Genomic DNA, 21,781 nt, shown 5'->3' on the forward strand with positions numbered 1-21,781 from the left:
ATGGCCCCGCATATACTGTTGATCAATCCCAACAGTTCCCTTGCCACGAGCGACATGATGCAGGCGATCGCCCTCAGGGCAGCCGGCGGCAGGCTCGATGTCAAGGCCGAGACAGCGGACCGCAGTCCACCGATGATCACGACGCCCGAGCAGCTGACAGCTTCAGCCGCCCAGGTGGTCGAGCTCGGCACGGCGCATGAACGCGATTGTGCGGGCATCATCGTCAGCGCCTTCGGCGACCCCGGCCTTGCCGAGCTTCGCCGCAAGGTCAACGTGCCGGTCGTCGGCATCTGCGAAGCTTCGATGATCGAGGCTTCACAAGGCGGGCGCCGGTTCGCCGTCGCCACCTCGACGCCTGAACTCGTCGAGGCCATCGATCAGCGTGCGTTCGATCTCGGCCTCGGTCATCTCTATGCGGGCGTCCGCTGCACGGCGGGCGATCCGCTCGCGCTTGCGGCCGATGCTGGGCTTCTGGCCGAGGCACTGGCCGGTGCGGTGCGCGATTGCATCGATCTGGACAGTGCCGAAGCCGTGATTATCGGCGGCGGCCCGCTCGGTCAGGCCGCCGAACAGCTACGCACGCGTTTTGGCAAGCCGGTGCTTGGGCCCATTCCCTGTGCGGTGGAACGGGTCTTTGCACTGATCGAACGCGACGGGGTCATGCCTCAGGCCATCTGAGGTCCTTTGTTGCGCATCGTGCGATCGGCGGGCCAGTTCCGCCGATCGGCATTTTCACGGAATTGTGTATTCGCCTTGCAAAGCGCAAATCCAAAAGGGTACTGATCGGAATCAGACGGGCAGGGGACGGCCCGTTTCGGCCTCGCGTATCGGAAGGTGGGACGCATGGAAATTCTGACAGCTGCCGGTCTGACGGCGCTCTTGCAGGTCATCGCAATCGACCTGGTTCTTGCCGGCGACAATGCCGTCGTCATCGGCCTTGCCGCCGCCGGTCTCGACCCGGCGCAGCGCAAGAAGGCGATCCTCGTCGGCATCATCGCGGCAACGGTGCTGCGCATCCTTTTCGCGACGGTTGCGGTGCATCTGCTCGCCATCATCGGCCTGCTGCTCGCCGGCGGTCTGCTTCTGCTCTGGGTCTGCTGGAAGATGTGGCGCGAACTGCGCGGCGGCCATGGCAGCGCGGAAGAGGCGAGCCTCGAAAACGCGCCGAAGAAGACCTTCTTCCAGGCCGCGACCCAGATCGTCGTCGCCGACGTCTCCATGTCGCTCGACAACGTTCTGGCTGTGGCCGGTGCCGCCCGCGAGCATCCGAGCGTGCTGGTCATCGGCCTTGCGCTCTCCATCGCGCTGATGGGCATCGCGGCGAACTTCATTGCCAACCTGCTCAACAAGCATCGCTGGATCGCCTATGTCGGCCTCGCGATCATTCTCTATGTCTCGCTCGACATGATCTATCGCGGCGTGCTCGAGGTCATGCCCTACGTCAGCGCCGGCTGAACGTCTTTCGCTTCAGCTAGGGCCGAATTTCCCGGCGCGCGATGACAATCGCGCGCCTTTTGCGTTTTCGTCACTCGAACAGGTCCGGATTGGACGCCTCGATCTGCGGCAGGTCGGTGAGGATGCCGTTGAGGTGGCTGCGCATGGCGGCCTCGGCGGTATCGGCATTGCGGGTGTCGATGGCGTCGATGATCGCCTCATGCTCGGCGATCAGCCGGCTCATAGAATCGGGATGGCGGAGCTGCAGGTTGCAGACCCGGTCCATATGCGCCTTGATGTCGGAGATGGCGTTCCAGGCGAGGCCACAGCCAGCGCCCTCGGCGATGGCGATGTGAAACTGCTCGTCCTCGCGGCGGAAGGCGTTGTGGTCGTCGCCGTCGCGGGCAGCCTTCTGGCGGGCGAGGATGGTGTCGATCTTGCGTCGCGTCCAGCTGTCAAAACTCTCGCTGGCGCGGCGGGCGACGGCGGTCTCGATCGCCTCGCGCACGAAGCGCGCCTCCATCATCTGCCGCGCCGAGATGCGCACCACGACGGTGCCTCTATTGGGCCTGATATCGACGAGCTTCGATTTGCCGAGCGCAATCAGCGCCTCGCGCACCGGCTGGCGCGACACGCCCATGCGGGTGGCGATTTCCTGTTCCGATAGCCGCATGCCGGGGGCGAGCTCAAGGCGGATGATGGATTCGCGCAGGTCCCGTTCCACCTGCGCTGCCGCGGTTTCGCCCGTGTCGATCTTCAGGGATTCAAGGTTCACGTCTTTTCCCGCCATCATGCGTTGACAACCAATTTGAGCCACCATACAGTACCATACAATTCATGTGCAACAGAAATCCGGTGGCCTGAAAACCGGATCAACAGGGAGGGGCTGGCGCGCTATTGCCGGCCGGAAGACGATATTGCTGTCCAATTTCATTGCACCCGATTCCCGTGATCCGCGGCTGAATATTAAAGCCCGCTATCAGATGCTTGTCGATGGCAAGTCCGTCGATGCGGCATCCGGCCGGACGATCGATCGGGTAAGCCCCGGCCATGCCGGCGCGGTTGTCGGCACTTGGCCGGAAGCTTCTGCGGATGACGTGCGCCTGGCGATAGCCGCCGCACGCCGTGCCTTCGATACCGGCCCGTGGCCGCGCATGTCCGGCGCCGAGCGCTCACGCCTGATGTTCAAGGTGGCGGACCTTATCCTTGTGCATCAGGAAGAGCTGGCGCTGGCCGAAAGCCTGGAGGTCGGCAAGCCGATCGCCCAGGCGCGTGGCGAGATCGGCTTCTGCGCCGACCTCTGGTCCTATGCCGCCGGCCAGGCCCGCGCGCTGGAAGGCCAGAGCCACAACAATATCGGCGACGACCGCCTCGGCCTCGTGCTGCGCGAACCGGTCGGCGTCGTCGGCATCATCACGCCGTGGAATTTTCCCTTCATCATCGCCTCCGAGCGCGTGCCGTGGGCCATCGGCGCCGGCTGCACTGTTGTGTTGAAGCCGTCGGAATTCACCTCCGGCACCTCGATCCGCATGGCGGAGCTGGCGCGCGAGGCCGGCATTCCCGATGGCGTCTTCAACGTCGTCACCGGCTATGGCGATCCGGCCGGCCAGGTGCTGGCAGAGGATCCGGGCATCGACATGGTTGCCTTCACCGGCTCCGTTCGCGTCGGCACCAAGCTCGGCGAGATCGCGGCGCGCAGCGTCAAGCGCGTCGGGCTGGAACTCGGCGGCAAGGGGCCACAGATCGTCTTTGCCGATGCGGATCTGGAAGCTGCGGCGGACGGCATCGCTTATGGCGTCTACCACAATGCCGGCCAGTGCTGCATTTCCGGCAGCCGCCTGCTGGTCGAGGAGAGCATCCGCGATGCGCTGATGGAGCGCCTGCTCGATATCTCGCGCAAGGTCACCTTCGGCGATCCGCTGAACGAGCGCACCAAGATCGGTGCGATGATCTCCGAGGCGCATGCGGAAAAGGTGCATTCCTATGTCGAGGCCGGTGTGGCTTCCGGCGCGAAGCTTCTGCTCGGTGGCGAAAGGGTCGGCAGGGAGGCCGGTCTCTACTACGCACCGACGGTGTTTGCCGGTGTCACGCCCGATATGTCGATTGCCCGCGAGGAGATTTTCGGGCCGGTGCTGTCGACGCTGACCTTCAAGACCGCGGACGAGGCGGTGGCGATGGCCAATGCCACGGAATTCGGCCTGTCGGCCTCCGTCTGGTCCATCAATCTCGAAAACGCGCTGCAGAGCATCCGTCGCATCCGCGCTGGCCGCTGCTGGATCAACAGCGTGATCGACGGCACGCCGGAACTGCCGATCGGCGGCTACAAGAAGAGCGGGCTTGGCCGCGAACTCGGCCGCTACGGCTTCGATGAGTATTCCCAGTTCAAGGGCGTGCACGTCACGTTCGGGCGTCCTGCGCCCTGGTTCGGGTAACGGGCTGCCCATAAGGGCGGTCATGAGGAGGAAAACCTCGGCTGGCGAAATCTTTGGTCGGAGCCCGCCAGCCGAGACTTGGGTCTTTTGGACCCGCATTGCACATCCAAAGGGAGGATACGCAAATGAAAATGACCAGGTTGAAAGCCGCGGCAATGGCCGCGGGTCTTGCCACCATGATGGCATCTACGGCGCTTGCCGCAGACGTCAAGGCCACGATGATCATCTACCTCGATCCGAGTGTCCAGTTCTTTAATCCCGTGGTGAAGGGCGCGCAAGACGCAGCCGCCCAGTTCGGCGTCGATCTCGACGTGCAATATGCCAACAACGATCCGGTGCGCCAGAACGACCTGATCGAAAGCGCGACGGCGAGCGGCGTGGACGGCATTGCGGTCGCGATCTCTTCGTCGGATGCCTTCGATGAAAGCATCTGCGCGGCCACCAAGGCCGGCATCATCGTCATCGGCTTCAACAATGACGACCTCGACGGTGCCAAGGGCAATTGCCGCCAGGCCTATGTCGGCATGAACGAGTTCGCCTCCGGTGTCGAGCTCGGCGAACGCATGATCAAGGAATTCGGCCTGAAGTCCGGCGACGTCGTCTTCAACCCGCGCGAAATCCCCGAGGCGAGCTTCGCGGTCGCCCGTGGCGGCGGCATCGAGAAGGCGATGACGGAAGCCGGCATCAAGGTCGAGACGGTGCGCGCCGGCCTCGACCCGGCCGAAGCGCAGAACATCATCGCCCAATTCCTGATCGCCAATCCGAATGTGAAGGCGCTGTTCGGCACGGGCTCGGTCACCTCGACAGTCGGTGCGGGCGCCATCAAGGATGCCGGCGTCAACATCCCGTTCGGCGGCTTCGATCTTGCTGTCGAGATCGTCAATGCGGTGGAATCGGGGGCGATGTTCGCCACCATGGACCAGCAGCCCTATTTGCAGGGCTACTATCCGATCGCCCAGATCGCGCTTGCCAAGAAATACGGCCTGACCCCGACGGACGTCGACACGGGACAGGGCGCCTTCCTCGACAAGTCGCGCATCAGCTCGGTCAAGCCGCTAATCGGCAGCTACCGCTAACCGGACTGCGCGGGAACCTGCCGGCGTGCCCCGGCGGGTTCCTTCCCCCGAAAAAAGATCGAGTGCCAGACCGTGACCCCTATCGTTGCCGACAGCGTCGCGCCCCGTTCGCGCACGCAAAGACAATCCATCCTCAAGCAGATCATGGGCATGCCCGCCGGGGCGATCTTCCTCGTCTTCATGGCGTTGCAGATCGTCTGCATCGCCGGCGCGCTGCTCTATCCCAATGAGTTCCGCTATCTCTCGCCGCAGAACCTGACGATCCTGATGAAGGCTGTTCCGGTGCTCGGCTGCCTGGCGCTCGGCGCCGGCGTGTTGATGATCGCAGGCGAATTCGACCTCTCCATCGGCTCCGTCTACACCTTCACCGCCGTCTTGATGGCGAGCCTCGTCGGCGCTGGCGTCAGCGCCTTCGTCGCGGCCCCGCTCGGCATTCTGGCCGGTGTCCTGATCGGCCTGCTCAACGGCCAGATCACGATCCGCTTCGGCCTGCCGTCCTTCATCGTGACGCTCGGCGGTCTGCTGTTCTGGCGTGGTGCCGTGCTGCTCTATAATGGCGCCGTGCAGGTGCGCTTCGATCCCAAGCCGGTCTTCACCAGCCTGTTTTCCGGCACGTTTTTAGGCATCAACGCTGCCTTCATCTGGATCGTGCTCTTCGTCGTCGGCTTCCATTTCCTGCTGCACCGTCACCGCTTCGGCAACCATGTCTTTGCTACGGGCGGCAATCGTGGTGCAGCCGAGGCGATCGGCATCAACACCAACCGCGTCAAGCTCATCGCCTTCGCCATTGCCGGCGGCATGGCAGCTGTGGCCGGCATTCTCGCCACCGCCCGTGTCGGCAGTGTGCAGCCCGGCCAGGGCGCGGGTCTCGAACTTCAGGCGATCGCCGCCTGCGTCATCGGCGGCCTGTCGCTGCGCGGCGGCCGTGGGTCGATCATCGGTATCTTCCTCGGCGTGCTGCTCATCCACACCATCACCGACGTGCTGCTTCTCCTGCGTGCGCCCGGCTTCTATCTCGACATGTTCATCGCGACGCTGATCGTGCTGGCCGCCATCTTCAACCATCTCATCGAGCGGCGGGGTGTTGCGTGATGTCCAATCTTCTCGAACTGCACAATATTTCCAAAAGTTTTGGTGCCCTGACGGCGCTGCGCAATCTGAGCTTCCATATCGGCGAAGGCGAAGTGGTCGGTCTGCTCGGCGATAACGGTGCGGGTAAGTCGACGACGGTCAACCTGATCTCCGGAATTCACAAGCCGACGGATGGTTATCTCAGCGTCGATGGAAAGAAGACTCTCTTTACCTGCCGCTCGGACTCTGCCGATGCCGGCATCGAGACGATCTACCAGCACACTGCCCTGGTCGACAGCCTCTCGATCACCCGCAACATCTTCATGGGGCGCGAGCTGACGGATCGCTTCGGCTTCCTGCGGCAGGCCGAGATGCGCGAGATCGCCATGGAAGTCCTTCAGAACGCCGTGCATATTTCGGGCATCGACAGCCCGGATACGCTGGTCGGCAATCTCTCGGGCGGACAGAAACAGGCTGTCGCCATTGCGCGTGCCGTCTATTTCAAGAAGCGCGTGCTGCTGCTCGACGAGCCGACCTCCGCACTTTCCGTGCGCGAGACGGAAGCGCTTTTGAACCAGGTGCTGAAGCTGAAGGCGGAGAACGTCTCCAGCGTGCTGGTGACGCACAATATCTACCACGCCTACCAGGTCTGCGACCGCTTCGTGATCATGAGCCACGGCACCAAGGTCTTCGATGTCGCCAAGGCCGACACGACGATCAACCAGCTCACCGACTATGTCGTGCTCACCTGATCCCATTTTTGAAAGGCATATGCCGTGACACTTTCCGTATCCGTACGTCAGGTCGTTGGACCTGAAGACGCCGCAAGGCGCAACACGCAGGGCCTTCGCGACGGCTTCGTCATCGAGACGCTGTTCCAGCCGGGGGAGGTCAATCTCACCTACAGCCATCTCGACCGCATGATCGTCGGCGGCGTCGTGCCGACCGGCGGAAGGCTCGAGATCGACCGTGTCGCCGAAACCGGCACGGACCAGTTCCTCGAGCGTCGCGAGGTGGCGATCATCAATATCGGTGGCGGCGGCTCGGTCAGCGTCGGTGGCAAGGATTATGCGCTCGGCTTTCAGGAGGGCGTCTATATCGGCATGGGCGAGGGCGCGCTCGGCTTTGCCAGCAATGATCCCGCCGAGCCGGCGCTGTTTTATGTCCTGAGTGCGCCCGCGCATCGAAAGTGCCCGACGGTGCACATCACCCGCGACATGGCGAAGAAGGTGCATCTGGGCTCGGCGGAGGAATCCAATCACCGCACCATCAACCAGTATGTGCATCCCGATGTCTGCGAGAGCTGCCAGCTCCTCGTCGGCCTCACCATGTTCGAGCCGGGCTCCGTCTGGAATACCATGCCGGCCCATGTGCATGACCGGCGCATGGAGGTCTATCTCTATTTCGGCATGCAGGAGGCGACGCGGGTCTTCCACTTCATGGGTGAGCCAAGCGAGACGCGCCATGTCGTGCTGAAGAACCATGAGGCGGTCTTGTCGCCCGGCTGGTCGATCCACTCGGGCGCCGGCACGGGCCGCTATGCCTTCATCTGGGCCATGGCGGGTGACAACATGAGCTTCACCGACATGGACAAGGTGCCGATGGAAGCGCTGCGATGACCGCCTTCGATCTTTCCGGCCGTTGGGCGATCGTCACCGGTGCCAATACCGGCATCGGCCAGGCCATCGCTGTGGGATTGGCGAAAGCGGGCGCCGATATCGTCGGCGTCGGCCGCTCCGCCATGGCGGAGACCGAAGCGGAGGTGAAGGCGTCCGGCCGAAGGTTCATCAGCGTCATGGCCGATCTCTCCAGATCGGGCAGTGCTGCCACCGTCCTCTCCGAGGCCCTGGCGGTCGGCGCGACGCCGGATATCCTCGTCAACAATGCCGGTATCATCCGCCGGGCGGATTCGCTCGATTTCACGGAGGAGGATTGGGATGCGGTGCTCGACACCAACCTGAAATCCGTCTTCTTCCTCTGCCAGGCCTTCGCCAGGGCGGCGCTTGCGGCGGGCCTGCCGGCGAAGATCATCAACATCGCTTCGATGCTTTCCTTCCAGGGCGGCATCCGTGTGCCGTCCTATACCGCAGCGAAAAGCGGCCTTGCCGGCATCACCAAGCTTCTGGCAAACGAATGGGCGGCGCGCGGCATCAATGTGAATGCCATCGCACCCGGCTATGTCGAGACCAACAACACGACGGCGCTGCGGGCCGATGCCGAGCGCAATGCCGATATCCTGAAGCGCATTCCCGCCGGCCGCTGGGCGCGGCCGGAAGACATGGCCGGCGCCGCGATCTTCCTTGCGAGCCCGGCTTCCGATTACGTCCATGGCGCCATCCTGCCCGTCGATGGCGGCTGGCTTGCCCGATGAGAGGACCCATGCAGCCCTATACGCTCCCCGAAGATACCGTCTGGACCGAAATCGCTCCCGGAAACCGCCGCGCGGTGCTGAGCCATCGGCCGGAACTCATGCTCGTCGCCTTCCGGTTCGAGGAGGGCGCCATCGGCGCGCTGCATTCCCATCCGCACACGCAGGTGAGCTATGTGGCCGAAGGTGCTTTCGACGTCACGGTGGATGGCGTCACCACACGGCTTGCCGCCGGCAGCAGCTTCATCGTTGCGCCGAATCTTATGCACGGCGTGGTTGCGCTGATGCCCGGCCTGCTGATCGATACCTTCACGCCGTGCCGTGACGATTTCCTGTGATCACTCCGAAGATACTGCGGTCGTCGGGCCCAGGCGCCGGTCGGGCGGGATTTCGATGCTGATCTGGTCGCGTCCGCGCATCTTCGCGGCATAGAGCGCGAGATCGGCCCGACGATAGACGGCGGCGGGATCGTCGCCGCGGGCGATCCAGGCGAGCCCGGCCGAGAAGGTGTAGCGGAAGCTCGCCTGTTCGGGCACCGGGCGGGAATGGCGCACCGCGACCAGCATGCGTTGGACGATGTCCTCGGCGTCCTCCATCGTGGTGTTCGGCAGGATGAGCAGAAATTCCTCCCCGCCGACACGGCCGAGAATATCCGTCTTGCGCACATGGCGCTGCAGCGTCACGCCGAAGTCCCTGAGCACGGCATCGCCGATGCCATGGCCGAACCGGTCGTTGATATATTTGAAATTGTCGATGTCGAGCACGGCCAGGCAGCCGACATCCTGTTCGCCGCCACCGGCCGTGCAGACGAGTTCGCCGAGTTTGCCCATCACATAGCGCCGGCTGGGGAGCCCGGTCAGTTCGTCGGTCTGCGAGGCCTTGATCGCGATGTCGCGGTCCTGCCGCAACGACCGCTCGTCCGGCCTGATGGAGCTGATGTCGCTGGCAATGCAGAGCATCCAGCCGTCGGGCTGCATCGTCTCGGCCATCCAGAGCCATCGGCCGTCATGAAGATCGGTCTCGAAGGCGCGGAAACCGCTTTTGCCCCGCCGCGCCTGCGTGGAATGCAGCCAGGTTTCGAAATTCGCGGTCTCGATGACCGTACCGCGCCGCGTGTGGTAGTTGCGGCGCATGAGTTCGGACCAGAGAGGTTCTTCGTCATCCCCGATGAACCAGGCGGCGCGGAATGCCCGGTTGGCGAATCGCAGGCGATCCTCCGGGTCGAAGACCGCGATGAGATTGCCGGCGTGTTCCATCAGCTGCGCCAGGTGCAGCATCATTTGCATAGCGGCCAAGGGCGTCATGTCCTCAGGATGATTCTCGCCTGAAATCTAGAGGTGCCGGATAAACAAAGTCTTAGATGACATTCCCCCGACGGTGCCGTTTCGGGCGCGGATTGCGCCAGAACGGAACAGGCCGGCGGCCTTTGCCCCTCAATAGTCGACCAGTTGCATGTCCGCCCCCGGATCGCCGAAGCGTGGTTGCACGCCGAGCAGCGGCGCGACGCGGCGGATGATCGCCTTGATCATCGGGGCTGCGGTGGAGGCGGCAGTGCGGCCGCCATTCTCGCCGGTCCGGGGCGCGTCGATAATCGACAACACAATGTAGCGCGGCTTGTCCATCGGGAAGGCCGCCACGAAGGCATTGAAATTCATGTCACGCGCATAGCGCCCGTTGATCACCTTGTCGGCCGTGCCGGTCTTGCCGCCGACATGGAAACCCTCGACCTGCGCGTGGCGGCCGGAACCCTTGATGCCGTTCCAGTCGTAGAGCGTTCGCATGTCGGCGCTCGTCTTGTCCTTGATGACGCGGGTGGCGAGCGCCTGCGCCTCTTCCTTCGTGCGGGGCAGGAAGGTCGGCGGCACGAGATAGCCGCCGTTCATCAGGGCGGCGGCGGCAACCGCCGTCTGCAGGGGCGTCGTCGCCACGCCATGGCCGAAGGAGATCGTCACGGAATTGATCTTCTTCCAGGTTCGCGGCTGGGTGGGTGTCGCGACACCGGGCATTTCCGTCTCCATCTTCGAGAGCAGGCCGAGCCGGGTCAGGAACTGCTGGTGACCTTCGATGCCGACCATGTCGGCCACGGCGGCGGTACCGATATTTGAGGAATACTGAAAGACTTCGGGGATGGAGAGCGGGCGGTTCTTGCCCTTGAAATCGCGGATGGTGAAACCACCCATGCGGATGGGGCGGGACGCGTCGACGACGGAATTGAGGTTGATCTTGCCTTCGTCCAGGCCCATGGCGAGCGTGAAGCTCTTGAAGGTCGAGCCCATCTCGAAGGTCGCGTTGCTGATGCGGTTGAACCAGCCCTTCTCGTATTCCTTGTCGATGCTGCCATCGGCCAGCCGTCGCGAGGGCTCGTTCGGGTCGTAATCCGGAACCGAGGCCATGGCGAGCACTTCGCCGGTCTCGACATCGATGATGACGGCACCCGCTGCTTCCGCCTTGTAATCGACCATCGCCTTTGCGGCGACCTCGCGCACGATGTTTTGGACGCGCAGGTCGATGGAGAGCTTGACCGGCTCGAGCCGCGTGTCGTTGGTGAGGCCCGCCGCGCGCAGGTCCGCAAGGCCTTGGCTGTCGAGATAGCGCTCCATGCCGGCGAGGCCCTGGTTATCGACATTGACATGGCCGACGATATGCGAAGCCGTGGCGCCGCCCGGATAGATGCGCCGTTTTTCCGGCCGGAAGCCGATGCCGGGCAGGCCGAGCGCCAGAATATCGGACTGCTGCTTGGGCGTCAGCTGCCGCCGCAGCCATTGGAAGGCGCTCTGCGAGCGCAGCTTTTTGTGCGTCTCGCTCCAGTCGAGGTTGGGCACGACCAAAGCGAGTTTTTCCACCACCTCGTCGGCATCGATGATCCGCCGGGGTTCGGCGTAGAGCGAGACCATGTTGAGATCGGTCGCGAGCAGCAGGCCGTTGCGGTCGACGATGTTCGGGCGCGAGGCGACGGCGTGGCCCGCGCCGATCGAGGCGGACTGGATGGGTTCCGAAATACCATATTGGATGAGCCGCGCACCGAGAATGACATAAGCAAGCGTGAACAGGCCGATCATGATGGCGAGACGCTGGCGCGCCTGCTTGCGTCGGCGGGCATTGGTGCCCAGAAGGTGCGCGCCCCGTTGCGGTGCGACGACGAAATGCGCGCGGCTTTTCAGCCGTATGATGAAAGCGATCATTTCCCACCTGCACGAGAACGCGTACCTGCCTGATGGCGTGTCACGTCATCAAGCAGGGGCAAGCCTGCGGGCAAAAATGGCGGAAAACCAAGGAAAATGTCCGTGAACGGCGGCAGATCATTAAACTTGCATTAATATACATTTAAAGTTGCTCTATGCCGGTTAACGCCTGATTTGCGATTTTCGGCCTGTGCCCGCGATCAGCGGGAGGTGACCCGCGCGACGTGATCGTTATAGTCGGCGGATGATTCTCCGCATCGATCTCTAGGCCCATGGAAACGTCGCTCTACCTGCCCGTCAAAGGCTTCCTCGAAAAGGCGGGCTATGTCGTCAAGGGCGAAATCGGCGGCTGCGATCTGGTCGGTCTCGGTGAAGGCGATCCGCCCGTCGTGGTGATCTGCGAACTCAAGCTCAGCTTCAATCTGGAACTTATCCTGCAGGCCGTCGACCGGGCGGCCGTTTCCGACGAGGTCTGGATTGCCGCGAAGGTTTCGGCAAAAGGGCGCGGCCGAGAGGCCGACAAGCGCTACCGCGACCTCTGCCGCCGGCTCGGCATCGGCATGCTCGGCATTTCCGATGCGGGCGAGGTCAGTGTCATCGTCGGCTCCGTAACACCCATGCCGCGGACCAATCCGAAACGCCGGTCGCGGCTGATGCGCGAGCACCAGAAGCGGCGTGGCGATCCTGCGCTGGGCGGCAGCACGCGCACACCGCTGATGACCGCCTATCGCCAGCAGGCGCTTGGTTGCGCGGTGGCGCTGGTCGAGGGGCCGTTGCGTGTCCGCGACATTCGCGTCGGCGTGCCCGAGGCGGGCAAGATTCTGCAATCGAATGTCTATGGCTGGTTCGAGCGGCTCGACCGGGGCATCTATGGTCTGACGGACGCCGGCCGCGAGGCCTTGGTGCGATGGCCGCAACCGTCGCCGGAGGCGCGTGGCTAGCCGGTCCAGCATTTTGAATAGGCGCCCGATTTTCGACCGACTGCCGCCGGAAGCAATGTTATCAGGATGTCATGCTGTTTACCCTTCCAGATCACGACACCCTCTACCAGGCGCTTGTCGCTCGCGACGAGCGCTATGACGGCCAGGCCTATGTCTGCGTCGCCTCCACCGGCATCTTCTGCCGCCTGACCTGCCCGGCCCGCAAGCCGCTGCCGGGCAATTGCACCTTCCGCGCGACGATCGGCGAATGCATCGAGGCGGGATTTCGCGCCTGCAAGCGTTGCCATCCGCTACAGGCAGCCGCAAGTGCCGATCCGGCGATCGGCGCCTTGCTGGCGGCGCTCGACGAACGGCCGGACATCCGCTGGTCGGAGGAGCATGTCGAGCGGCTGGGCTACGACCTTTCGACGGTGCGGCGCAGCTTTAAACGACAGTTCGGCATGACCTTCCTGGAAATGGCCCGGCAAAGGCGTCTTCGCGAGGGTTTCGAGGCCTTGTCGGACGGAAGCAGCGTCATTGCCGCCCAGCAGGAGGCGCGGTTCGAAAGCGCCAGCGCGTTCCGCACCGCCTTCGCGAAAATCCTCGGCTGCGCGCCGGCCAGCCTCAAGCAGGATGGCCTGCTCAGGGCAAGCTGGATCGCCACGCCGCTCGGCGACATGGTTGCCGTCGCCAGCGAAACCCATCTGCATCTCTTGGAATTCATCGGTCGTAAGGCGCTTCCGATGGAATTGCGCAAGCTGCGGGCGGCGACGAAGGACGGCATCGGTATTGGCCGGACGCGGGTGACGGAGCAGGCGAGCGCCGAGCTGGACGCCTTCTTCGCCGGCCGCTCCGCCGTCTTCGAAACGCCGCTGCATCAGGCGGGCAGCCCGTTCAGCCAGGAGGTCTGGGCCGAGCTTCGCCGCATTCCGGCCGGCACGACGCGCAGCTATGCCGAACTCGCCCGGCAGATCGGCCGTCCCGCCGCCACACGCGCCGTGGCGCGTGCGAACGGGGCCAACCAGATTGCGCTGATGGTGCCGTGCCATCGCGTGCTCGGCACGGATGGCGCGCTCACCGGCTATGGTGGCGGCCTTTGGCGCAAGCAGCGTCTGCTGGAGATCGAGCGCGAATACCGTTCCGCGTAAAGCGCCCGGCTACTCGATGATGGCCGCGATCTCGCTTTCCGCGCGGCCACGCAACGGCTTTTCCGGCATCAGATAGAAGAGCACAAGCGACAGGGCGGTCGCGGCGGCGCAGGCGATGAAGATATAGGTGAAGGGCAGGGCCTCCTTGACGCCGCTGCCGACTGCTTGAACATGTTCTCCGCCAAGCGGCAGACCGTTGCTGAGTGCGATGGCGCCGAGCATGGCGACGCCGAGCGCGCCGCCAAGCGAGCGCAGGAAGGTCAAGACGCCGGTCGCGACCCCGAGATGGGCCTGATCGACGGCATTCTGCACGGATATGGTGGCGACCGGGAAGGTCATGCCGGAGCCGAAGCCGACACCGAAGGTCAGCAGTTCCAGCGTGAAGAGCGTCGTGCGCCCTGACAGGAACGCCAGCGCGACGAGGCAGAGGACGCTGAAGGCGCCGCCGCCGATCGCGAGCCGCTTGTAATGGGTGAAGCGCGGAATGGTCCGCCCGCTGGTCGTCGCGCCGAAGACGGTGCCGAGCAGCAGGCCGAGCATCACGATGCCGGAGCTGCTGGCCGAAAGCCCGTGGAAGGACTGCCCGTAAACCGGAATGTAGACGGCCAGGCCGACATTGGCGGTCTGGCCGAGGAACATGGCGAGCGTGCCGTAGCGCACGATCGGATTGGCAAGAACCTCCAGCGAGATCAGCGGCTCGGCGGCGCGCCGCAGCCTGAGCGCGAAGAGCACCCAGAAGACCGCCGAGCAGCCGAGCAGGCCGAGGATCTCAGGCGAAAGCCAGGTATAGCGGCTGCCACCCCAGTTGAGCGCGAGGAGAAGAAGGGCCGTGGCGGTGATGAGCAAGGCGGCGCCCGCGCCGTCGATGCTGTGCGCGCGGCCGACGACGGGCAGCTTCTTCAGGGGATTGTTGATGATGAGGAGTGCCGCGATGCCGAGCGGAATATTGACCCAGAAGATCACGGACCAGTGCAGGTGCTCGGCGAAGGTGCCGCCCATCAGGGGGCCGGCGATGCAGGCGACGGCCCAGGTGCCGGAAATCCAGGCGGCGTAGCGCGCGCGTTCGCGCGGCGGCACGAGGTCGCCGATCACGATCTGTGCGAGCGCAAACAGGCCGCCGCCGCCCAGGCCTTGCACAGCGCGGCCAAGGATCAGCACCAGCATGTTGGGCGCGAGGGCGCTGATCAGCGAGCCCAGGAGGAAGATGATGATGGCGCCGAAGATCGTCGGGCGGCGACCATAGACATCCGAAATCTTACCGTAGAGCGGCGCCATTGCGGTGGCGGTGAGAAGATAGCCGGTCACGATCCAGGGCAGGTAGTCGGCATGCCCGAGCGCCTTGCCGATCGTCGGCATCGCGGGTGCCACGATGGTCTGGTCGAGGGCTGCGAGAAGCATCGACAGGAGAACGCCCGCAATGATGACATTCTTCTCCGGCTCCGACAGGGTGATGGCCGTCGCCTGGGTTTCGTTCACGCGGGTGGTCTCGTTCATTCCGGCAGTCCGATCATAGTCCATGGCCGCAGCGGCCAGTGCATAGTCAAAGATGGGCAGGAAACGGGATAGTCAACCCTTGCGGCATTCGGCGGCCGCGAAAGGCTAAATTTCGCCACCGCGAAACCCGGTCAGGTAACAGCACGGTTCCGGGCGGCGATTTCTCCGCGGCGTTCCCAGAGGACGAGCACCATGCTGGAGGCAACGATGAGGATGGCGCCGATGAAGACGTTCAAGGCGGGGATCTCCGCCCAGATCGTGTAGCCATAGACGAAAGCCCAGATGAGGCCGGTATATTCGACGGGTGCCAGCGCCGAAGCCGGCGCGTAGCGAAACCCTTCATAAAGCAGGAACTGGCCGAGCGTTGCGACGAGGCCGAGGCCGATCATCAGCATCCAGCCTTCCGCGTCCGGTGTCTTCCAGATCCAGGGAAAGGAGGCCGCGCAGGCAAGGCCGAAGAGCAGGCTGGTCGCAAACATCTGCGTCAGCGTGCTTTCGCTGCGGCTGACGAGCCGGATCAGGATGGTGCTCCACGCCCAGCAGAAGCCGGCGACGAGGCACATGGCGGCGGGAATGAGGTTCGGCGAATGCGACGGGTTGGCGGCAATCACCACGCCGACGAAACCGCCCACGCAGGCAATCCACCGCCCGGCGCCGACGGCTTCCTTGAGGACGAGGATCGATAGGAAGACGGTGATGATCGGGGCGGAAAAATAGAGCGTCGTCAGTTCCGCAAGGCCGAGATAACGCGCCGCGTTGTAATAGAGCAGCCAGGCGATCAGCATCAGCGCAGCGCGAAGCACGACCGTGCCGCGATAGGGGCTCTTCAGAATGGACGGATGCCGGTAGAACCGCAGCAGGACGCCCGAGACCAGCACGATGACGAGGCTGCGCATGAACAGGATCTGCGGCACCTCATAGGTGGCGACCATCCACTTCACCAGGGCATCCTGCAGGGCGAAGCAGGCATAGCCGGCGGAGGCGAGCGCAATTCCAGCCAGCGGTTTCGTGTCGATCAGTCCCGAACTCATGATGGCCTCGAATGCAATCTGTTTTGTCCGCCGGGCGGACTAGAGCAGGTCTGGTTCAGTCTGAACCAGACCTGCTTTAGATTCTTTTGTTTTCGTTTGTCTTTTCGGGAAAACCGGTTCCCACTTTTCCCTGACAAACTCTAGAGGGCAGGCCCCAGCCGAAGGGCGCTTCCGTCGCTGAAGCGCGAGAGGCGGAAGCGGTGCAGATTGTGACCGGTGTCGTTGCCCTGGATGAGATCGGCGACGACGCGGCCGATGCCCGGCCCGATGCCGAAACCATGGCCGCTCATGCCCGTCGCCACGAACAGGCCGCCGATCGCCTGCGCGCGGTCGACGATCGGCACGACGTCGGGCATGGCGTCGATCATGCCGGCCCAGGCCGTCTTGATGGGAACGGTTTCGAACTGCGGGAAAAGCGCTTTGAAATTGCGCTCGATCGATTGCAGGCCCGATTGTTCGGGCGCAGGGTTGAGAACGCGCCTCCTCTCGAAGGGGCTCACCGCATCCGGTTGCCAGTCCCGCGCTGTCGACCAGCTGTCCGGATAGGATGCCGGCGCGGCCGGGAGGTAACGGGTGCCAAGTGGATTGGCCATCAAGGCTGGAAGATATTTCGTGGCGTGCCGGAAGGCATCCGGCCCGAGATAAAGCAGGCTGCTGCCGCCGGGGGCGAGCGTATAGCCGCCATCCTGCCGGCGGCGGAAGGCCACATGCGCATCGGCCGCCGCACCGGAATGAATGTCCGGCAGTGGCCCCGTAGCCGCGACTGTCGCCCGCACGCTGAGCTGCGGAATGGAAATGCCGTGCTTTCGCAGAAAGAGGGAGGACCAGGCGCCGCCGGCCACCAGCACGGTGGAGGTGGCGATGCGGCCCGCTTCCGTCCACACGCCGGTGATCCGGCCGGCCGATACGTCCAGCGTACGGGCAGCGCAGTTCTCCACGATCGTCACGCCGCTGCGGGCGGCTAGGCGGGCAAGGGCAGGCACCGCAACCCAGGGCTCCGCGCGCATATCGGAGGGCGTAACCATCGCCCCGACATAGCGCTGCGCGATGCCGTTGAAGAGCTTTGCGGTTTCGCCGGAATCCAGCAGGCGGGTGTCGAGTGCATGATCGGCGGCGATCTTCATGAAGCCGTCGAATTTCGCCAGATCCTTTTCGGTCCGGGCGAGATAGGTCACCCCGGTCTGCGTGAGGCCGATGTCCTCGCCGCACTCCTCGGCGAGCTGCTGCCAGAGCCGGCAGGCCTCGATGACGATGGGCAATTCATCCGCATCGCGCCCCTGCTTGCGGATCCAGCCCCAGTTTCGCGACGATTGTTCCGCAGCGATCCGCCCCTTCTCAAGAACCGTGACGGACATATTGCGCTTCGCCAGGAAGAGGGCTGTCGTGACGCCGATGACGCCGCCGCCGATGATCACCACGTCCGATGTCTGGGGCGGCGGACCGGGATGGCGAAGGGGGTCGGTTTGGGAGAGCGGGAAGCTGAACACGGGGCGCATTCTGTAACGCAGGCGGAATTGATGCTTGTGTTCCGGGCGTACCAGAGAAAGCCAATCCAGACCACTGGAATCCGCCAAAGTGTGCACAATCCTCCCAGCAATCTCCGGCGTGCGGTTCTTGCTGTCCGATCAGCTCGGCTCCGGAGCCCGGCGAACCAGTTTGCCCTCTTCGGCCTTGTAGAAATATTGGCTGGCGATGAGCCATCCCTTCAAGGGCCTGAGCGGCGGAATGCAGGTCAAAAGCATGAAGGGGCCGGTCACCAGGAACTGCGTGAGCAGCGAGGCGCTGAAGACGACCTCCAGCCATACCGCCAGTGCCACGCTCGGCACGCAGGCGAAGCAGATGACGAAGAAGGCTGGGCCGTCGGCCGGATCGGCGAAGGAATAGTCGAGCCCGCAGGCCTCGCATTTCGGCGCGAGCGTCAGGAAGCCGTTGAACAGATGACCCTGGCCGCAGCGCGGGCAGCGGCCCCGGACGCCGGTCTGCATGGGGGGCAGTGCAGGATAGTCCTTGTCCATGATGTGCACCTTTCTTGATGCCATTCAATACGTTCATTTATTGCAGGTATATTGATGTATCAATCCATTCAATATGTCCAGCAGACATACTGACGCAGCCCCGCGCAAGGCCGTGCGCTTGATTTTCGAAGAGGAAGGACGATCAGGCGATCAGAAGAAGGAGCCGGCCATTTCGGGCGGGCCTTCCAGCGCATGCGCCATGAATTCGAGCGCGCTCTGGAGTTGCGGGCGGGCAATCGGCCCGCCGATACAGACGCGGACCGCCTCGGGCGGTGTGCCATCGACGGCGAAGGCATCGCTTGCGACGGTGCCGAGGCCGGAGGTGCGCATATGGGCGCTGAATGTCGAGCGCGTCCAGCCATGCGGCAGGGGCAGCCAGATGTTGAAGCTGAGCGGGTCCGCACGGTAACTGCCCGGCGGAAGCAGGCTCGCGACCATCGCCTGCCGGGTGGTGGCTTCCTCGCGCAGGAAGTCGAGGATGGCATCCGCCGTGCCGTCACCGATCCAGCGGGTGGCGAGCGCCGCGGTCAGCGGCGAGGCCATGACATTGCCGGACCGCATCGCGCCGGCAAAGGACCAGAGGGCGCGGCCGTCCTCGGGCGCGACAACATAGGCGAGACGCAGGCCCGCGCCGATGCATTTCGAAAGTCCGCCGATATGCCAGGTAAGATCGGGCGCATGGCTAGTGAGCGGCGCCGGTCTGTTCAGGGGGAGAAAGCCATAGGCATCATCCTCGATGATGGGGACGCGGTATTTTTGCGCGACGGCGGCGATTTCCGCCCGCCGCGCTGCCGGCATGGTGAAAGTCAGTGGATTTTGCAACGTCGGATTAAGGTATAGCGCCCTAGGGGTTTCCCGTTCACACGCCTCGGCGAACGCCTCCGGCAGGATGCCGTCATCGTCCATGGCAAGGCCGGTTAGCCGCAGCCGCAACTGCGCGGCAATCGAGCGTATGCCGGGATAGGTGATGGTTTCGGACAGCACCGTTTCGCCCGGTTTTGCCAAGATGCCGAGGATGGCGAGCAGTGCAGGATGGGCGCCGGGCGCGATGAAGATGCGCTCCTGAGCTGGCACGAGACCGCGTCGGCCTAGCCACAGGGCGGCGGCCTCCTTGTCCATGGGCGCGCCACCGAACGTCTGGTAGCGCAGGAGCGGCACCAGATCGGCCGCAAGCGCTGAAAAACCCGCGCGCATCCGGGCGACGAGGGCGGGATCGTCCGGCTCCGGCGGCATGTTCATGGAAGGGTCGACGATCGCCGCGCGACGGGCATCCGGCTGGACCGTTTCGGAGGCGGTGCGTGGAGCGCCCGTCACGAAGGTGCCACGGCCGACATGCGCCTGTACGAGGCCACGCTTCTGTGCCTCGACATAGCCGCGGGCGACCGTGGTGACATCGATCGCAAGGCGCCCGGCGAGATCGCGATGGGTCGGCAGCTTGTCACCGGCCGAAAGCGTGCCGCCGCGCAGGTCGCGCTCGATCGCCTCGGCAAGCGCCATATAGAGCGGGCTATCGCTCACACTGAGATCGGGATGCCATGTCTTCATGCGAGGGGATTCCAGGCTGCGCGAATATTGACTGTATATTGCCTGTATTCGCGCTTGTCATCCGCAGAAGGTGGGCAAAGCGTCGCGGGGCGCAGAAACGCTGTCCGAAGGAACTATGGCCGGTCACCCTCTCAAGGCGCGCGCCGGGCTTAAGCGAAGTGTCGATAGCGCTGGGAGGATGGATACCACAACGGCGAGCACGATGAACCATAAGGCCAGCGACAGGTCTTCCCTTGCGAATTCCACCGGCATGCGGAGGGCGGTCGTGGCGGTGAGGGTGGCCGATATGAGGTGGGCGGCGCCGTAGCCGATCAGCAGGCCGGCGGCGAAACCCGCCAGGAAAAGCGCAAAGAGTTCGCCCCAAACGATGGCGACGACCGCACGGCGCGGCGCGCCGAAAGCCCGGAGCGCCCCGATCTGCCGCTGGCGCGCACCGACATGCATGATGGTGACCAGCAGTACAGCGGCGATCACGATGACCTGCGTGCCGATGGCGATGGCAAGCAGCAGGCCGCGCGCATCGCCGAGCGTCGCATAGAGGCGGGTCAGAACCTCGGCCGGGAAGACGGCCAGCGTCGTCTCGCCACGGTATTCCTGGCGCAGGCGATAGGCGTCGGCGATGGTTTTGGGCTTGACGAGAACGGCGGGAATGCCGGGTGTCTCGGTATCGAAATGTTCATCTATCGCGGCATCGGCCTCGATATGCGCTTCATGATCGTGGTCCTCCTGCTCGGCGCTCCCATGCGTTTCGTCGGCATGGTTGCGCGTGTCGTCCGCGGCCATGCCGTGCAACTGCCAGACGGCGCGGATCGGTACGAGGATCGCGCGGTCCCAGGCGGTGCCCGTCGGCGCCATTCGGCCGGTCACCGTGTAGACAATCTCGGTGTGGGTATGGCCGCCCTCGTCGGCGCCACCATGCATCGGCTTGATCTCGGCGCCGATGCGCCTGGGCACATCAGCGCCGATAACGGCATCGCCGAGACGAGAGAAGGTGGTGCCCTCGGCAAGCACTGGTGAGAGGGTAGCGATCAGCCTGCTCGTCGTACCGACGACGGGATGGCCATCCGCGGAATCGCCGAAGCCGACGGGCGCGGCAAAATCGACGCGCGGATCGGCGGACAGTTTTGCCAGAACGCGGCCCGACATCAGCGGTAGCGGTGAGGGCTGGAGGAATACGGCGGAAAGGGCAAGCTGCGTCTCGCTGCCAGCCGCGCCGACCAGAAGGTCGAATTTTTCCGCCGCCCGCGCGCTGCCGAGGCGCACCGCACGCTCCTGCAAGGTGACGGTGACGCTGAGGGCGACGGAGAGCGCAATCAGCATGACGACGGCCAGCGCGCCGGCTTTGAAGCGGTTGAGATCGGCAAGGATGAAACGCATCATGCCGCGCGCACCTCCGCGCTGTCTTCGACGATGCGGCCGCCATCGAGGACAATGCGCCGCTCGAGCCGCTCCATGAGGACGGGATCGTGGGTGACGACGACGAGCGTTGCGCCCTCCTGCCGGGCGAGGCGGACGATCAGTTCGGAGACCTCCTCGCCGGTGCGGCGGTCGAGGCTGGCGGTCGGTTCATCCGCGACGATCACGCCGGGTTTCGACAGCAGCGCCCGCGCCACCGCGACACGCTGCATCTCGCCGCGCGACAGGGTTTCGATAGGCTGGTTGGGCCGGGCGATGCCCGTCGTTTTCAGAAGGTGCAGTGCGCGCTCGCGAGCGGCCGGTGTGAGCCGGCGGGAGAGACGCGCCGGCAGCACGACGTTTTCGAACGCCGAGAGGCCGGGAAAGAGGTGGAAATCCTGCATGACCAGTCCGATATGGGCGGCGCGGAACGCATCGCGTCGGCCGGCGGAGAGCGCAGAAATGTTCGTCTCGCCCCAGGAGACGGAGCCGCTTGTCGCGGTTTCGAGCCCGGTGATGGCATTGACCAGCGTGCTCTTGCCGGAGCCGGAGGCGCCGGTGACGGCAAGCTGCCCGCTGGCGGGAAGATGAAGCCGGGGAATGGAAAGCACCGACGTATCGAGGCCGGGAAAGCGCATTTCCAAGCCGGAAATATCGAGCGCCAGCATGG

General features: G+C 64.3%; 21 protein-coding genes. 11 read left to right on the forward strand and 10 right to left on the reverse strand.

What is annotated here, in order from left to right:
• A complete protein-coding gene (locus AC27VQ_RS02490) occupies positions 1-678 on the forward strand; it encodes an aspartate/glutamate racemase family protein (RefSeq protein ID WP_488715068.1) in 678 nt (225 codons plus the stop codon).
• 165 nt (positions 679-843) lie between these two features.
• Positions 844-1,455 (forward strand): TerC family protein, encoded by a 612-nt coding sequence (locus AC27VQ_RS02495; RefSeq protein ID WP_488715069.1) that lies wholly within the window; start codon positions 844-846, stop codon positions 1,453-1,455.
• A 70-nt stretch (positions 1,456-1,525) separates the two neighbouring features.
• On the opposite strand, the gene AC27VQ_RS02500 is transcribed toward AC27VQ_RS02495, so the two are convergent.
• A complete protein-coding gene (locus AC27VQ_RS02500) occupies positions 1,526-2,227 on the reverse strand; it encodes a GntR family transcriptional regulator (RefSeq protein ID WP_488715070.1) in 702 nt (233 codons plus the stop codon).
• A gap of 124 nt (positions 2,228-2,351) precedes the next feature.
• On the opposite strand from AC27VQ_RS02500, the gene AC27VQ_RS02505 reads away from it, so the two are divergent.
• The 7 genes from AC27VQ_RS02505 to AC27VQ_RS02535 all read left to right on the forward strand — a co-directional run bounded on the left by AC27VQ_RS02505 (position 2,352) and on the right by AC27VQ_RS02535 (position 8,719).
• On the forward strand, positions 2,352-3,866 hold the full coding sequence (locus AC27VQ_RS02505; RefSeq protein ID WP_488715071.1) for an aldehyde dehydrogenase family protein: 1,515 nt from the start codon (positions 2,352-2,354) through the stop codon (positions 3,864-3,866).
• 125 nt (positions 3,867-3,991) lie between these two features.
• A complete protein-coding gene (locus AC27VQ_RS02510) occupies positions 3,992-4,942 on the forward strand; it encodes a sugar ABC transporter substrate-binding protein (protein WP_313528467.1) in 951 nt (316 codons plus the stop codon).
• A 72-nt stretch (positions 4,943-5,014) separates the two neighbouring features.
• Positions 5,015-6,034, forward strand: a complete 1,020-nt coding sequence (locus tag AC27VQ_RS02515; protein ID WP_488715072.1) for an ABC transporter permease — start codon at positions 5,015-5,017, stop codon at positions 6,032-6,034.
• Positions 6,034-6,765 (forward strand): ATP-binding cassette domain-containing protein, encoded by a 732-nt coding sequence (locus tag AC27VQ_RS02520; RefSeq protein WP_257947058.1) that lies wholly within the window; start codon positions 6,034-6,036, stop codon positions 6,763-6,765. Before AC27VQ_RS02515 ends, AC27VQ_RS02520 begins: the two co-directional genes overlap by 1 nt.
• Positions 6,766-6,789: 24 nt before the next feature.
• Positions 6,790-7,632, forward strand: coding sequence for a 5-dehydro-4-deoxy-D-glucuronate isomerase (gene kduI / locus AC27VQ_RS02525; protein WP_488715073.1), 843 nt, complete (start codon positions 6,790-6,792; stop codon positions 7,630-7,632).
• A complete protein-coding gene (gene kduD, locus AC27VQ_RS02530) occupies positions 7,629-8,384 on the forward strand; it encodes a 2-dehydro-3-deoxy-D-gluconate 5-dehydrogenase KduD (RefSeq protein ID WP_488715074.1) in 756 nt (251 codons plus the stop codon). Before kduI ends, kduD begins: the two co-directional genes overlap by 4 nt.
• A gap of 8 nt (positions 8,385-8,392) precedes the next feature.
• A complete protein-coding gene (locus AC27VQ_RS02535) occupies positions 8,393-8,719 on the forward strand; it encodes a cupin domain-containing protein (protein ID WP_488715075.1) in 327 nt (108 codons plus the stop codon).
• Here AC27VQ_RS02535 and AC27VQ_RS02540 read toward each other — a convergent pair whose 3' ends face one another.
• Together AC27VQ_RS02540 and AC27VQ_RS02545 are read right to left on the reverse strand one after the other, a co-directional pair.
• Positions 8,720-9,667, reverse strand: coding sequence for a GGDEF domain-containing protein (locus AC27VQ_RS02540; protein WP_488715245.1), 948 nt, complete (start codon positions 9,665-9,667; stop codon positions 8,720-8,722). It lies immediately after the preceding gene.
• 147 nt (positions 9,668-9,814) lie between these two features.
• Positions 9,815-11,563, reverse strand: a complete 1,749-nt coding sequence (locus AC27VQ_RS02545; RefSeq protein WP_488715076.1) for a peptidoglycan D,D-transpeptidase FtsI family protein — start codon at positions 11,561-11,563, stop codon at positions 9,815-9,817.
• A 272-nt stretch (positions 11,564-11,835) separates the two neighbouring features.
• Between AC27VQ_RS02545 and AC27VQ_RS02550 the strand changes: the two genes are divergently transcribed.
• Together AC27VQ_RS02550 and AC27VQ_RS02555 are read left to right on the forward strand one after the other, a co-directional pair.
• Positions 11,836-12,504, forward strand: coding sequence for a DUF2161 domain-containing phosphodiesterase (locus tag AC27VQ_RS02550; protein ID WP_488715077.1), 669 nt, complete (start codon positions 11,836-11,838; stop codon positions 12,502-12,504).
• Between the two features lie 71 nt (positions 12,505-12,575).
• Entirely contained in the window at positions 12,576-13,631 is a 1,056-nt protein-coding gene (locus AC27VQ_RS02555) for a bifunctional transcriptional activator/DNA repair enzyme AdaA (RefSeq protein WP_488715078.1), read from the forward strand.
• A gap of 9 nt (positions 13,632-13,640) precedes the next feature.
• Here AC27VQ_RS02555 and AC27VQ_RS02560 read toward each other — a convergent pair whose 3' ends face one another.
• The 7 genes from AC27VQ_RS02560 to AC27VQ_RS02590 form a co-directional block, all read right to left on the reverse strand.
• A complete protein-coding gene (locus AC27VQ_RS02560) occupies positions 13,641-15,125 on the reverse strand; it encodes an MDR family MFS transporter (RefSeq protein WP_488715079.1) in 1,485 nt (494 codons plus the stop codon).
• Positions 15,126-15,256: 131 nt separating this feature from the next.
• Positions 15,257-16,156 carry a DMT family transporter gene (locus tag AC27VQ_RS02565; protein ID WP_488715080.1) on the reverse strand — a complete coding sequence of 300 codons (900 nt, stop codon included), beginning with the start codon at positions 16,154-16,156 and terminating at the stop codon, positions 15,257-15,259.
• 140 nt (positions 16,157-16,296) lie between these two features.
• Positions 16,297-17,643 (reverse strand): NAD(P)/FAD-dependent oxidoreductase, encoded by a 1,347-nt coding sequence (locus tag AC27VQ_RS02570; RefSeq protein WP_488715081.1) that lies wholly within the window; start codon positions 17,641-17,643, stop codon positions 16,297-16,299.
• Positions 17,644-17,781: 138 nt separating this feature from the next.
• A complete protein-coding gene (locus tag AC27VQ_RS02575; protein ID WP_488715246.1) occupies positions 17,782-18,171 on the reverse strand; it encodes a DUF983 domain-containing protein in 390 nt (129 codons plus the stop codon).
• 150 nt (positions 18,172-18,321) lie between these two features.
• A complete protein-coding gene (locus tag AC27VQ_RS02580) occupies positions 18,322-19,716 on the reverse strand; it encodes an aminotransferase-like domain-containing protein (RefSeq protein WP_488715082.1) in 1,395 nt (464 codons plus the stop codon).
• A gap of 123 nt (positions 19,717-19,839) precedes the next feature.
• Entirely contained in the window at positions 19,840-21,096 is a 1,257-nt protein-coding gene (locus AC27VQ_RS02585) for an ABC transporter permease (protein ID WP_488715083.1), read from the reverse strand.
• Positions 21,093-21,779: an ABC transporter ATP-binding protein gene (locus tag AC27VQ_RS02590; RefSeq protein ID WP_488715084.1), complete on the reverse strand. Its 687-nt coding sequence runs from the start codon at positions 21,777-21,779 to the stop codon at positions 21,093-21,095. Before AC27VQ_RS02590 ends, AC27VQ_RS02585 begins: the two co-directional genes overlap by 4 nt.
• Positions 21,780-21,781 lie beyond the last annotated feature (2 nt).

It is taken from the genome of Shinella sp. 20P9.1.1 (genome assembly GCF_057798995.1).

Excerpts from the sequence above, each read along its gene's own strand:
- AC27VQ_RS02490 (WP_488715068.1), top strand. The coding sequence starts at position 1 with ATGGCCCCGCATATACTGTTGATCAATCCCAACAGTTCCCTTGCCACG.
- AC27VQ_RS02495 (WP_488715069.1), top strand. The coding sequence starts at position 844 with ATGGAAATTCTGACAGCTGCCGGTCTGACGGCGCTCTTGCAGGTCATC.
- AC27VQ_RS02500 (WP_488715070.1), bottom strand. The coding sequence starts at position 2,227 with ATGATGGCGGGAAAAGACGTGAACCTTGAATCCCTGAAGATCGACACG.
- AC27VQ_RS02510 (WP_313528467.1), top strand. The coding sequence starts at position 3,992 with ATGAAAATGACCAGGTTGAAAGCCGCGGCAATGGCCGCGGGTCTTGCC.
- AC27VQ_RS02520 (WP_257947058.1), top strand. The coding sequence starts at position 6,034 with ATGTCCAATCTTCTCGAACTGCACAATATTTCCAAAAGTTTTGGTGCC.
- kduD (WP_488715074.1), top strand. The coding sequence starts at position 7,629 with ATGACCGCCTTCGATCTTTCCGGCCGTTGGGCGATCGTCACCGGTGCC.
- AC27VQ_RS02535 (WP_488715075.1), top strand. The coding sequence starts at position 8,393 with ATGCAGCCCTATACGCTCCCCGAAGATACCGTCTGGACCGAAATCGCT.
- AC27VQ_RS02540 (WP_488715245.1), bottom strand. The coding sequence starts at position 9,667 with ATGCAAATGATGCTGCACCTGGCGCAGCTGATGGAACACGCCGGCAAT.
- AC27VQ_RS02545 (WP_488715076.1), bottom strand. The coding sequence starts at position 11,563 with ATGATCGCTTTCATCATACGGCTGAAAAGCCGCGCGCATTTCGTCGTC.
- AC27VQ_RS02550 (WP_488715077.1), top strand. The coding sequence starts at position 11,836 with ATGGAAACGTCGCTCTACCTGCCCGTCAAAGGCTTCCTCGAAAAGGCG.
- AC27VQ_RS02555 (WP_488715078.1), top strand. The coding sequence starts at position 12,576 with ATGCTGTTTACCCTTCCAGATCACGACACCCTCTACCAGGCGCTTGTC.
- AC27VQ_RS02560 (WP_488715079.1), bottom strand. The coding sequence starts at position 15,125 with ATGAACGAGACCACCCGCGTGAACGAAACCCAGGCGACGGCCATCACC.
- AC27VQ_RS02565 (WP_488715080.1), bottom strand. The coding sequence starts at position 16,156 with ATGAGTTCGGGACTGATCGACACGAAACCGCTGGCTGGAATTGCGCTC.
- AC27VQ_RS02575 (WP_488715246.1), bottom strand. The coding sequence starts at position 18,171 with ATGGACAAGGACTATCCTGCACTGCCCCCCATGCAGACCGGCGTCCGG.
- AC27VQ_RS02580 (WP_488715082.1), bottom strand. The coding sequence starts at position 19,716 with ATGAAGACATGGCATCCCGATCTCAGTGTGAGCGATAGCCCGCTCTAT.
- AC27VQ_RS02585 (WP_488715083.1), bottom strand. The coding sequence starts at position 21,096 with ATGATGCGTTTCATCCTTGCCGATCTCAACCGCTTCAAAGCCGGCGCG.
- AC27VQ_RS02590 (WP_488715084.1), bottom strand. The coding sequence starts at position 21,779 with ATGCTGGCGCTCGATATTTCCGGCTTGGAAATGCGCTTTCCCGGCCTC.